Origin of the sequence: Amphritea sp. HPY, assembly GCF_050870985.1 — a bacterium.
Classification (GTDB): Bacteria; Pseudomonadota; Gammaproteobacteria; order Pseudomonadales; family Balneatricaceae; genus Amphritea.
Genome location: NZ_CP194015.1, coordinates 2154134 through 2167100, shown reverse-complemented (window position 1 = coordinate 2167100; position 12967 = coordinate 2154134). Strand labels below are relative to the sequence as shown.

Genomic DNA, 12967 nt, shown 5'->3' with positions numbered 1-12967 from the left:
CTGTCCAACTAATTACCCCAGATTACATTAACCGTTAACTTGCGGAGGAACGGTGCGGGGTGACCATTGCCACCACTGTTGTTGACCGTCTTCGGCGTTGTCGCGGGTTTTGTGGATATCCCAGGTCACCAAATAGTCGGGGTCTGTAATATGGGCTCCCGACTCCGGATCAGAGTAGCGTCCACGGGGGGCTTTGAACCAGGCAGAAAGGTCAGCTGGCAACATGAAGACCGGCGGTTTTTCTGGTTGCTCTGATGTGCCTTCCGCACTGGCTGCGGTTTTCAACTCGATTGAGATGCCCATCTCCGCGTCAACGTTAACCACGCTGCCGCATAGCTGTGACTGTTTAAGTACGCGACCATCGGTATCGAAGTAGGTGAGACCAATGAGGCAGGTTTTGTGAGTCAGATCGCTTAAAAGCATAGGGCAACCGCTAGTGGAATTTTGTCTGAAATACCGTCAGATAAGGGTAGCGGAGACAAACTTTCCCTTCCCTTATCGACGGTGCTATCGAGTGCTGCTGTATCTAAATCAGTGTAAGTGTGGCACTACACCGACCTGCGGCATGTCCGCCAGCCCGATATCCCGGGCATGCTCCTCAAACCCTTTGTTCTTCCAGAAGAAAGCCCCGGGCATGGTGGTTGGGATAACCAGGACATAAAACAGCGCGCGGCCGATGGTGCTGGTAAACAGCTGGATCAGCCCGATGATTGTCCAGCCGGTCAGTAGCAGTTCAACCGGGATGGATATGGCGAAGGAGGTCACCGTCAGTGTCAGCGCGGCCATCAGGTTTAGTGCCAGCAAGCCGTTGCGCAGTAGATAGGTTTTACCGAACGTCGTGCACTGAATGTAGTGTGACGCTGAGCCTTCATGATTGCCGCGGTTCATATCCCGATTATGAAACACCAGGCCTGTCGCTTCAGCCATCATGCCCAGCACCATCAGTGAACCGGCGATCTGTATAACCGACAGGTATTCAGATCCGCTCAGTGCCAGAGTCGCAACTATCAGCACAGCCGCAATAAAACCACCCAATGACAGCATATTGCCGAAGAAAGAGCTCGCCACCTGCCAGTGATTCCAGAACGGCCGCGCCTTGATACGGTAGCAGCGGTTCATGTAATAGAGACCAGCCAGGCCGGCAGGGATCGCCAGATAGCCGAAGAGGGCGGCTACACTCTCGAATGTTCCCAGCCCGGAACCTATGGTGGTCAGCAGCAGTTCCTGCACTAAAGGGTTGGCGGGTAGCGAAAGGAGGATATGCAAGCCCAGCGTGGCCATAAACACCGCGATGCTCAGTCCCTCACGGCAGACTGGCGAGTGGCGCAGGTTATTGAAGCCACGATAGAAACGGTGGGGTTTCCCCAGGTGCATGGTAGACATAAAGAGACCAAAGCCGACCAGGCCAAAGCAGAGCATCATCAGCGGTACATAGATAACGCTGCTCTGGAAAAGTATCAGGCTGTCGATGCCCAGTTCGGCCCCCAGGAAAGCCAGGGCAAATGCTCCGACGGCCGTTTGAGCGGACAGGGTAAACAGCACCAGAGGGTTTTCTCTTGAGCTGAGTCGGGCAAAGTTCCAGTGTTTGCTCTTGCCTTTCTTCTGATCCACTACCGGCTTATATTGACCATCTTCGTTGCGATGATATTTTACCGGCATGGAGTCAGTACGTTTCATCTCCTCCGGCATAGAGCGGGTCTGTTGGAAGCGGATATTCGGATGGGTAATCTCCGGGTCTGGAAAACCAGGAATAGAGCATTTGGCCTGCTCGCGATGTTCAGGCACATCCTCGATTACGCCAAAATCAAGCGCATTGCCAACACAGGCGGAAACACAGGCGGGCTTGAGGCCTTCTTCCAGACGGTCGACGCACATGTTGCATTTCGACACCTGGCCTTTGATCGGATCCAGCTGTGGTGCATTGTATGGGCAAACCCAGGTGCAGTAGCCACAGCCGAAACAGGTTTCCGGGTCCTGTAACACCGCGCCGTACTCGACATGCTTAGTGTATGCGCGGGTCGGACAGCCTTTCAGGCAGACCGGGTCATCACAGTGGTTGCAGGCCATGGAAATATTCATCCGTTTGTAGTCGGGATAACTACCCCCTTCCACATAACCTACCGAGCGAAAGGCCAGGTGGGCCGGATTTTCGTTCTTTTCACTGCACGCCGCTTCACAGGCGTGGCAACCGATGCAATTGTCAGCGGTAAAGAAAAAGCCGTGCTGTTTGTTGCGATTAGGATTTTCACCCACCGCCGGATTTTCATTGATATACATCGAGCGGCCTTCTGGCAGCTGATGATCGGTCAGATCAAGCAGATCGATTTTCTGGCCGTAGCTATTGCACTCTTTGGCTTCAACATCACGCAAGAAGGCGTAAGGGCGCTCTTCGGTGCGGACCTCCCAGAGACCGACGCCGCTATTACCGGCCTTTTTACTCTCAATACCTATAGTCGCACCCAGGTTATCGCCGGGAAAACCCTCTAACTTGTTCTGTATCTTTCTATCTTGTGTGCTCATATACCGCACCCTCTCTGACAAATCTGGTTATTTCAATCAGAACGCGCGGCGTTCAGCATTAAGGCGTGCAGCTTCGAGCTGATCGACCGGTTCAACCCGTACCGCACACTGCTTGAATGCAGGCTGACGGGAATAGGGGTCCAGCAGCCCAAGAGTCAGGCGGTTAACACAGTCGTGGAAGTGAAAGGGTATAAATACCATGTTACGTGGCACCCGCTGAGTCAGCTGCACCATCACCACCGCATCGCCGCGCCGCGACGCCAGGCGAACGTAGCTCTGATGTTCGATGCCCAGTGCCTCGGCAGAGTCCGGGTTCATCTCCATGTAGGGCGTCGGACTGAACTTATTACAGTTACCGATCTTGCCGGTACGGGTGCGGGTGTGGAAATGTTCAACCACCCGGCCACTGTTCATCCAGAAGGGATAATGCTCATCCGGGCGCTCATTATTATCGACAAAATCGACGCTGATCAAATTGGCTTTACCGTTCGGCGTCTGGAACTTGCCGTCGGTATAAAGGCGCTGATCGCCCTTCAATTCAGAAGGCGCTTCGTTCGCATCACTTTCTCGATAGGGCCACTGAATTCCTCTGGCGGCTTCCAGTTTGTCGTAGGTCATGCCGGATATATCGAGAATACGCTCCTCGCCTTTGGAGAGTTCACGCATCTCATTGAAGGCGCCCTCGGCTGTTTCCGGAAACCTGATCACCCGGCCGTTATCAAAACGCCTGGCCATCTGGTTGAAAATCCAGAAATCCGGCTTGGAATCGGCGTAAGCAGGCAAGGCATTGCGGGTAAGATTAACCCGACGCTCGGTATTCGTGTGGCAGCCCTCTTTCTCGGCCCACACCGATGCCGGAAAATAAACGTGGGAGTATTGATTGGTCTCGACATCCTCATAGCAGTCCTGAACCACCAGAAAATCCAGCTTTTCCAGAGTCTTACGAATACGAGACGTGTTTGGCATTGAGGTCATCGGATTGGTCGCCACTAGCCATAGCCCTTTGATCTGGCCGGTTTCAATGGCCGGAAAAATATCGGTTTGTGCCATGCCTCGTTTGTCGGGGAAAAATTCTGCATCGATCCCCCAATAGTCGGCGATTTCCTGGCGGTGCTGTTCATTTTCCAGTTGGCGATAGCCAGGCAGGCCGGAACAGGAGGACCATTCGCGCGTGCCCATCGCGTTGCACTGGCCGGTGATGGATAAGCTGGTACCGCCGGGTTTACCGATATTGCCGGTCACCAGATTAAGGTTGTTAATATTGGCGACACCGTCAGAGCCATGAGTGCTTTGATTGATGCCCATGGTCCAGATACCCATTGCAGCACCAGCATTTGCATAGATACGAGCCACATGGCGGATAGTGTCTTCATCGATACCACATACGTGCTGGGCGGTAACCGGATCATACTCTTTTACCAGTGCTTCCAGCTCAGCCAGACCATTGGTGTGCGCTTCTAGGTATTCACGGTCTTCCAGGCCTTCCTTAAAGATCACATGCATCATGGAATTGATCAGCACGCAGTCGGTGCCTGGCGTGATCGGCAGGTGAATATCGGCAAACTGAGCCAGCATGGTGACCCGGGGATCCACCACGATCAGTGGGAAAGAGCGTTTCTCGCGCGCTTCCTTGAGGCGCCAGTAGATAATCGGATGCTGCTCCGGCAGATTGGAGCCGAAGGCCATCAGGCAGTCGGTGTGCTCGAAGTCATCGTAGCAACCGGGAGGTCCGTCGGAGCCGAAAGAGCGTTTGTAACCCGAAACCGCCGAGGCCATGCATAAGGTGGTATTGCCATCGTAGTTATTGGTGCCGATACAGCCACGAACCAGTTTGCCAAGGGTATAGAACTCCTCGGTCAGCAACTGTCCGGTAGAGACTACGGCAAATGAATCACGACCGTATTTGTCCTGTATCTCTTTAATCTTATCAGCGGTGTGATCGAGCGCACTGTCCCAACTGGCGGGTACAAAGGCTTCGTGATGACGATCCCGCATCAACGGTTGTGTACCGCGCCCCGCTGAGTTGAACAGTTCATGTTCCATCAAGCCTTTAATACAAAGCTTGCCGCGGTTAACGTCGGCGCCAGCATGACCCCGACTGGTAATAACCTTGCCCTCATCATTCAATCCCAGCTCGATAGAGCAGCCGGTAGAGCAATAGTTACAGGTGGAATATTTCCACTGCGCCACCTGCTTTTGGGGAATGGTAATGGGCTTCCTTTTTTTGCGGCCAAAAATCATCGGTCTACCTTCTGCGGGAAAAACAAGAAAATACCCGTTGTCTTGAGCAATAATTACGCCAATCATTCGGGCGCGATTGAATTGCTGAGAGGTAAATTGATTTATATCAAGAAGTTGGTAGCTGTAAAGAATTATCAAAAGAGGAGGTTAAAGTCTAAAACCGGTGTCTTTTCAGGTGTTTATTGAGATCAGTGCATTGAAATTTCGCACTAGAATTGAACCTGGACGCCCCAATCATGCGCACAGGCGGGGGTTGTGCGGCAAACTATAATTTAGTTGACCACTACAGTCTCCTCATCCTGAGAAGGGGAGCCGATGCCAAAAACCTGGGGAGGCAGTTATGAAAGAAAATCGACGTATCCTGGCCAATGCTGATATATCGGAAATAGTTCTCGCGCCTCCGCGGGGGCACCATCACCTGCGCGCCACCATCAAACTGCATTCGGGAGAAGAAATAATCCTGCAGGAGGCGACGGTGGCTAATCTGGTGCGAGCCTACGTTGGGATCAAAACTCATCCCAAAAGGAAGGGCTGTCGACTGGTTGGTCGGGAGTTGTCCGAGGGAGAGTCCAAGAAAGGGTTTGCTGCCTGGCAGTTGCTTGAGAAGGATGGTGGGGCGGATAGTCAGGGAGGGTGATGACAATTCTGTGAGTGCCCCCGCCAGTCTCCACCAATACTTCTCCGGTTAACTGGAATATCGAGAAACCCGCTTTATGCAGTTTTTGTGACTGGAATCTATGTTTCTGGTTTGCTGCAGGGGTTTATGCGGCCCCACCTTTAGCTATATAAGCAGAATGGTGAGGCGCGCAGGATCTGAACGGGAGTCAGGGCCTTTTAAGAAAGCCCTTCAAGACAGCCCTTCAAGAAAGCCCTTCAAGATAAGCAAAGGCGGTCATGAAAGCTGGTTCCTGAAACTGCTTCAGACCGGTATCTTTAAAGTTCATCGGCACGCGGCTGTTCTTCAGGGTCTCTTTTGCCGTACCTGGCGACAGCAGGGTCACATCAAGGTCGGATAACTGAAGTGCTGCTTCCAGCTTAAAGCCCACGGCGCCGCCGGCAAACTTACCTTTGGTCATACGCTCGCGAATGACCACGCGGTCGATCTGGTAGTCGGCCATTAATTTAGCAAAGTCGAACTGGAATTTTTTCAGCTGTTCCGCATCCGTTGCATCACGAATTTCGAGTTTCTTAACACGACATTCATGAAGGTTATACAGGCCATCGGCCAGCGACATCAGGCAGATAACTGCGTCATTGCCCTTCAGTTCAACACCACACACTTTCATTGTAAAAATCCAAACCGGTTAAAGACAGCCCATAGTACTCGCTTATCCGCTTGAATTGGAGCAAAAGTGTTGAGCATTAATACTGTTATACCTCGAAATAGTTACCCTCGCGCTTCAGTTGAGATATCTCGGTATCGCAACGTTTTTCCGGTGCGGTTTTATTGCCGTTGGCCTCTTTATGCTTCTGGCCAAAGCTGCGTACCACCAGTTGTCGTGCGGTCATTATTTCGTAACAGTCTATAAGATCCTGAAGTGACAGGTCGGCGACAGCATTGGCCAGTGCCTGATGGCTGTCGAACTCCAGCGCTTCTTCATCAATATCTTTCCAGAAACGGTTTGAGCGGGCAGTCAGTCCCTTATCTTTCTTCATAACTTTTGCGATCAGGCTCTCTTTAAAGCGTTCCAGCTGTTGTGGGTTCAGTGTATCGAGGGTGCCGCCAAGGTCGGCTACAAAATCCTGAATATGGGATTCCAGAGCCTGCGGTTCTGCGACCGGACTTTGCACCACGAATGCGAGCCCCGGTGCCTTACCCAGGGTCAGCGGCGTTTGAAAAACAATATAGCCGAGCTGCTTTTCAGTACGCAGCTGCGTGTAGAAAGGCGAGGCTACGATCTCACTGAGCAGCCTGAATTCGGCGTGTGTTTGTACGTCGGTATCCTGGCCCTGGAAATACAGGCTGATCGCAGAATCGTTATGCTTAATGTCTAAGGTTTGTACCAGCGGGGTATTCTCTTCAAGCCTGACCACCGGCGCGGCAACTTCCGGTGTCGTCTCCTGATCGGGGACAAAGCTATGTTCGACAACCCTGGCCAGATTGATCGCTTCATCGGTGGTCAGGTTGCCATGGGTCATCATCCTGATAGTGTTTTCGGCAAATATGCGGGGGACGAAACGCTGAATATCTGATAATTGAGTGGCATCCAGTGCGGCAACTTTTTCATCGCTGCTCCATTGCGGCAGCAGCAGCCGGAATATTTCGCGGGTGGTCTGATTGTAGGGTTTGTCTTTGTTGCTGTTAGCGAGCTGTTCCCGGTACTTAGTCTTGATCATGGCGAAGCGTTCAGCATCGAAGTTAAGGTTTTTAAGTTCTGACGTGATCTTTTGTAACAAAGCCTGCTGCTTATCGGTATAACCTGATATGCGCACGCTGAAACCTCGCATATGGCCATAGATGCGGGTGTTCATGCCTGCCAGTTGTGCGTCATAGAGAACCTCATTGAGCCGGTCGTTAATCAGCTGGGCATATAAGGTCATCATGATGGCGCTTTCTACACAGTCGTTAGCGACCGGGCTGGCGATTGAAAAATAAGTATCGGTTTTGGGGGAATTGAATTCGGTATCCTGCAGGTGCCACAGACGCATGCCATCACGCTGAAACACGACTTCAGGTGCATCACCTACTTCCAGGTCAGTTGGCTCTTTCAGGCTAAGGTCTTCTGCAATGAATGGGTTGTTACCACGAATATCCAGGGCCGCGATCTCACGGGGGTGCTGCCAGCCGGACAGTTCTTCTTCGGTTAGCTTAGCGATGCGATAGCCGGTGTTATACCAGGGGTCGATCTTATCGGTACTGAGATCCGATGACTGTTCGGTGATCAGCATGTTGCCGGGTGCTATCTGATCCAGAAATGCCTGTATCTGTTCGTTGTTAAATGAGTCCATCACATAAGGTGCATCGAATACATTCTCTGTTGGGTAGCGCTGCATCATCGCCGCCAGGTGGCTTACTTCCTTCATCGGGTTCATGGTTTCGGCAAAGCGGAACTGAGTATCTTTGAGGCGGCGTTGTTCATCGTATAGTGCAGATTTAACCCCGTCTTCTTTCATTTTGTTAATGTACGAAAAGAAGCTTTCGACTACCTCGCTCTGTTGCTGTTGTCCCCGTTCTGTGAGGTCGATTTTTACTTTGAACGCGGCTTGTTCTTGCAGGTCGACAGCCGTCGCAGAGGATAAGCCGTTAGCAAGACCCTGTTCTTTCAGATACGCCAATAAGCTACCCTGGCCCTCATAGCCGACCAGCTCGGAAATATAATGCAGCGGTTTGCTGTGCCACTGCTCGCGCACGCTGTCGACCGGGAACGTCAGGGTGAGGCTGTTACTGTCTTTAAGGGTTTTAATACTGAGACGGGCGGGCAGGCTGTCAGTATCAAACAATGGCGCTTCGGCTTCGATCGGCTGAGTGTGCTTATTAGGAATGGCACTAAACATTTTTTCGACCATCGCTTTGAGTTCAGGCAGAGACTCTTTACCTTCAATAACCAGTGACATCATGTTGGATGAGTAATAGTTATCGTAAAAGTTAACCAGATCGGAGCGCACGTCACCGGCTAAGGTTTTTAATGAACCGACGGTAAAGTGGCTGTAGCTGTTGGCTGGATTCATGACCTGCTTGGTGACTGAGGCGGAGCGACGATAATCATCACGAATCTTCGACTGATATTCAGAATGAACTGCGTGGCGCTCACGGTCGACATATTTCTCATCCAACAGTGGGGCGATGAAAAACTGGGCGAAACGATCCAGCGACGACTCAAGACTATCGGCAGAGACATCAAAGAAGTAGTTGGTATTCTCATGACCGGTATAGGCGTTCAGGTGCCCACCGTGGGACTGGATAAACGCTTTGTAAGCGCCTGCTTCAGGGTATTTTTCAGTACCGAGGAATAGCATATGTTCCAGAAAGTGGGCTAGCCCTGGGCGTGTTTCCGGGTCGGCATTGGAACCCACTGCGATATTCATCGCGGCGGCCGCCTTATCGGCGCCAGGGTCTGAGATAAGCAGCACAGACAGGCCATTACCAAGTTTGAAGGACAGATGCTCGCGGTGGTCGTTAGGGCTTTTATGCACCCCTGCGTAGGCCGCTTTCCCCATAAACACCAGCGCGGTAAAGCTAAGTGCTTTCAAACTATAACGGGTAAATTTATTGAATTTCATGATATTTCCCCTCACCAGTGAAAGGTTGCCGGAGAACCAGGAAAGAGCGAGCCTCCTCCTTGAATTTTCGGGCTATCATGGATCTTGTGATCGGTCATATTAACAGGCGCATTCTTTAGTGTATGAAAGCTTTAGATGTCTGTCTAATACCTGATGCGATTTCGGCTATAGCCGTTGAGCATGCCCTGTTCTGCGTGCGAGTTTTATATGCCTGTATTGCCTTCTTTGTCGATGACAGCTTACTCAGGATGATCAGCGGTTCAGCTTGCTGAAAAATGGGTATTCTAGTTTCGATGCTTTATGCCGTCAGTAATTCGGGAGGTATTTGTAAAAAACCATGCTGAACGAGTCTTTTTTGTCTAATTTCGACTAGATTGTAAAGGTGACGATACAGTTAGCTCAGGGAGGGGCTATGTGAAGCAGGAGTAATCATGGATGCCAAGACGGATATTGATCCTCTGCTTGAGTGCTTACTCGTCCTGAGTTCTTTTCACGGTAATAGTCTGAACCGTGATTCTTTGATGTCGGGCTTACCACTTGAGCAGGAGCATCTCACACCCTCTCTGTTTGGGCGCGCAGCGGCGCGAGCAGGGTTTGTCAGTAAAGTACTGAGTAAGCCATTAAGCACACTTAAAAATCGAGCGTTACCTGCCGTTTTATTGTTGGACGACAATGAAGCATGCGTGCTGATGTCCTGGGGCAGGAATAACGAGTCAGCACAAATCATCTATCCGGAATTCCCAGAATGCGTAGAGGATACCCCCGCGGAGCAGCTGCAAAAAAAGTATAGTGGTGCAGTAATTTATGCGCGACCCCGTGTTTTTTTCGACTCGCGCACCCCTGAGATCACCCGGCAGAAAAAAAGTCATTGGTTCTGGGGGGCGATGCGTGAAAATCTGTCGTTGTACCGGGATGTGCTGTTAGCGGCATTTTTTATAAATATTTTTGCTCTCGCATTGCCGTTGTTCACCATGAATGTGTATGACCGGGTTGTTCCCAATCATGCATTTGAAACGTTATGGATACTGGCCATCGGCATGGCGATTGTGCTGCTTGCTGACTTGCTGCTGCGAACGATGCGGGGATACTTTCTGGACCTTGCCGGTAAGCGGGTTGATATCCTGCTTTCTGCCCGAATTATGGAGCAGGTGCTGGGCCTGAAGATGGAACAGCGGCCATTGTCGGTGGGGGCTTTTGCCGCCAACCTGCGTTCGTTCGAAACCGTACGGGACTTTATTACATCTGCCTCGCTCACGGCATTGATTGATCTGCCGTTTACGCTGATTTTTTTGCTGGTACTGGGGTGGATCGCCGGCTGGATGATGTTGCCACTGGTGGTCGGAATCGTTGTCGTAGTACTCTACGCCCTGACCACGCAAGGTAAGATGAAGACGCTGACTGAAAGCATGTATCGGGCGAACTCGATGCGCAACTCTATTCTGATTGAGAGTCTGGTCGGGCTTGATACCTTAAAGACGATGACGGCAGAAGGGATGATGCAGCGGCGTTGGGAAAAAGCAGCGTCATATCTGGACCGTGTTGGGGTGCAGCTGCGGTTGCTGGCTACAACTAATATCAATGTTGCGCTCTGGGCGCAGCAGCTGGTCACTGTCAGTATCATTATTACCGGTGTCTACCTGATCTCAGCCGGTGAGCTGAGCCTCGGCGGATTGATAGCCGCGACGATGCTTTCCAATCGCGCTATGGCTCCGCTGGGACAGACCGCTGCATTATTGACCCAGTTTCATAATGCCAAAGCCGCGCTCACGGCGCTGAATGAGATTATGGCGCAAGCGGTCGAGCGGCCTGCAGATCAGACATTTTTTTCCAGAGGAGCACTGCAAGGCGAGATTGAATTTAAGAATGTCTGCTTTAATTATCCCGGCACCGATGTATCCGCCCTGAGAGGCGTTTCTTTTCATCTTAAACCGGGCGAGCATATCGCGATATTAGGTCGGGTTGGCTCTGGCAAAACAACCTTGCAACGCTTGCTTGTCGGTCTCTATCAGCCACAGGATGGCAGTGTGCTGGTGGATGGCATCGACGTCAGGCAGTTGGATCCGGCAGAGCTCAGGCGACAGATCGGTTATGTGCCCCAGGATGTCAATCTGTTCTATGGCACCTTGCGTGAAAACCTGACCCTTGCTGATCCCCTGGCAGACGAAGAAACGATCGAACGGGCGACACAGCTTGCTGAACTCAGCGAATTTGTTAATGCCCACCCTCAGGGATTCGATATGAATGTAGGGGAGCGGGGGCAGTTTCTTTCCGGGGGTCAGCGCAAAGCGGTTGCGCTGGCCCGTGCCGTCATTCATGACCCACCGATATTGTTACTGGATGAGGTTACGGGGTCGATGGATCACTCTTCAGAATCTGCCATCAGGGCTCACCTGGGTGAATTCAGTGTAGGTAAAAGCCTGTTGTTGATTACCCATCAAACTTCCCTGTTGCAGTTAGTCGACAGAATAATTGTGATTGACCAGGGTAAGATTGTTGCCGATGGCCCACGGGAGCAAGTAGTAGAGGCGCTGCGCAAAGGTCGTATCGGGAGGGCTCTATGAGTGAATCCCGTAGTCAATCCAGTAGTCAATCCGGTGGTCGGCTAACGGATCAGCAACCAGAACAGCTTTCGTCTGGCAGGCGCTTGTTAGACCGGGCCTTTGAGCACTGGATTCCTGTGGATGAGCCAGAAAATCTGAACTGGCTGGAAGATGCTGATCGGGCAATGCTGGAGCAGAACCCGGTAAAGACCCGCAAACTCCTGTATACGATAATCACTGTTTTTATCATGCTGATTGTGTGGGCGGCATATGCTGATATCGATGAGGTTACCCGTGGTCAGGGTAAGGTGATCCCTTCCCGTCAGATTCAGGTGATTCAGTCCCAGGATGGCGGTGTGGTTACCGAGCTGGCGGTGCAAGAGGGTGATTCTGTAGAACCCGGGCAGTTGTTAGTCAAACTGGATGCCACACGTTCTGTCGCGTCGTTTCGTGAAAGCCGTGCCGAGCTGTTATCGCTTCAGGTAAAAGCTGAGCGACTCAGGGCTGTCGCTGAAGAAACTCCGTTTGCTCCGGGTACGGAGTTGAAGGAGTCGGTGCCTGAAGTGGTTAAGCAGGAGATGACGCATTACCACTCAAGCCTGGCAGAGCTTAATGCAGCCAGAAATATCGCTGAAAAGCAACTTGATCAGCGAGAGCAGGAATTAGCTGAGGCAAATGCCTATAAGTCGCAGTTAAGCCGAAGTTACAGTTTTGCTGCTAAAGAACTGAGTGTCAGCGAACCGTTGCTGGAATCAGGAGCGGTATCTGAGATAGATCTGTTGCGCCTGAAACGGGAGGTATCCCGGCTCAGAGGAGAGCGAGCGCAAGTACAAGCTAAGATTCAGCGTATTAATGCATCGATCGCCGAAGCGACCGGCAGGCTGAAAGAGGTTGAACTGGAGTTTAAGAACACTATTCGTGAGCAACTATCCGGTACTACGGCCCGGATTAATACGCTGGTAGAGGGGAATCGGGGATTGTCAGATCGGGTTGAGCAGACCGCTGTGCGATCGCCGGTACGTGGCACTGTTAAACGTTTGTTCTATAACACGATCGGGGGCGTTGTCATGCCTGGGCGGGAAGTTGTTGAGGTTGTACCGATCGATGATGCGCTGTTGCTGGAAGCAAAAGTAAGTCCCAGAGATATCGCTTTTCTGCGGTCAGGCCAGGAAGCATTAGTCAAATTTACAGCCTATGACTTCATCGTATATGGCGGGCTTAAAGCCAGTGTAGAGCATATCAGTGCAGATTCGATTATTGATGAAAACGGAGTGCCATTTTATATCGTCAGGGTACGTACCTATCAGTCTGATCTGGGAACAGGTAAACCAATTATTCCAGGTATGGTGGCTGAAGTGGATATTCTGACCGGGAAAAAAAGCATTTTAAGCTATCTGCTTAAACCCGTCCTCAGAGCGAAGCAGTATGCTTTATCGGAGCGTTGA

Annotated in this window: 8 protein-coding genes; 3 read left to right on the top strand and 5 right to left on the bottom strand. The window is 51.5% G+C overall.

Annotation, left to right across the window (positions count from 1 at the left end; genetic code table 11):
• Positions 1-27: 27 nt before the first annotated feature.
• The 3 genes from ACQUQM_RS09810 to ACQUQM_RS09800 all read right to left on the bottom strand — a co-directional run bounded on the left by ACQUQM_RS09810 (position 28) and on the right by ACQUQM_RS09800 (position 4761).
• Positions 28-423: a hypothetical protein gene (locus ACQUQM_RS09810; protein WP_432474298.1), complete on the bottom strand. Its 396-nt coding sequence runs from the start codon at positions 421-423 to the stop codon at positions 28-30.
• A 108-nt stretch (positions 424-531) separates the two neighbouring features.
• Positions 532-2520 carry a DmsC/YnfH family molybdoenzyme membrane anchor subunit gene (locus ACQUQM_RS09805; RefSeq protein WP_432474297.1) on the bottom strand — a complete coding sequence of 663 codons (1989 nt, stop codon included), beginning with the start codon at positions 2518-2520 and terminating at the stop codon, positions 532-534.
• A 36-nt stretch (positions 2521-2556) separates the two neighbouring features.
• Positions 2557-4761 (bottom strand): molybdopterin oxidoreductase family protein, encoded by a 2205-nt coding sequence (locus ACQUQM_RS09800; RefSeq protein WP_432474296.1) that lies wholly within the window; start codon positions 4759-4761, stop codon positions 2557-2559.
• Positions 4762-5101: 340 nt separating this feature from the next.
• Between ACQUQM_RS09800 and ACQUQM_RS09795 the strand changes: the two genes are divergently transcribed.
• Positions 5102-5398: a hypothetical protein gene (locus ACQUQM_RS09795; RefSeq protein ID WP_432474295.1), complete on the top strand. Its 297-nt coding sequence runs from the start codon at positions 5102-5104 to the stop codon at positions 5396-5398.
• Positions 5399-5621: 223 nt separating this feature from the next.
• Here ACQUQM_RS09795 and ACQUQM_RS09790 read toward each other — a convergent pair whose 3' ends face one another.
• Both ACQUQM_RS09790 and ACQUQM_RS09785 read right to left on the bottom strand, forming a co-directional pair.
• Entirely contained in the window at positions 5622-6047 is a 426-nt protein-coding gene (locus tag ACQUQM_RS09790) for a DUF3010 family protein (RefSeq protein ID WP_432474294.1), read from the bottom strand.
• Between the two features lie 85 nt (positions 6048-6132).
• Positions 6133-8982 (bottom strand): insulinase family protein, encoded by a 2850-nt coding sequence (locus ACQUQM_RS09785; protein ID WP_432474293.1) that lies wholly within the window; start codon positions 8980-8982, stop codon positions 6133-6135.
• A gap of 431 nt (positions 8983-9413) precedes the next feature.
• Between ACQUQM_RS09785 and ACQUQM_RS09780 the strand changes: the two genes are divergently transcribed.
• Together ACQUQM_RS09780 and ACQUQM_RS09775 are read left to right on the top strand one after the other, a co-directional pair.
• Positions 9414-11543 (top strand): type I secretion system permease/ATPase, encoded by a 2130-nt coding sequence (locus tag ACQUQM_RS09780; protein ID WP_432474292.1) that lies wholly within the window; start codon positions 9414-9416, stop codon positions 11541-11543.
• Positions 11540-12967, top strand: a complete 1428-nt coding sequence (locus ACQUQM_RS09775; RefSeq protein WP_432474291.1) for an HlyD family type I secretion periplasmic adaptor subunit — start codon at positions 11540-11542, stop codon at positions 12965-12967. Before ACQUQM_RS09780 ends, ACQUQM_RS09775 begins: the two co-directional genes overlap by 4 nt.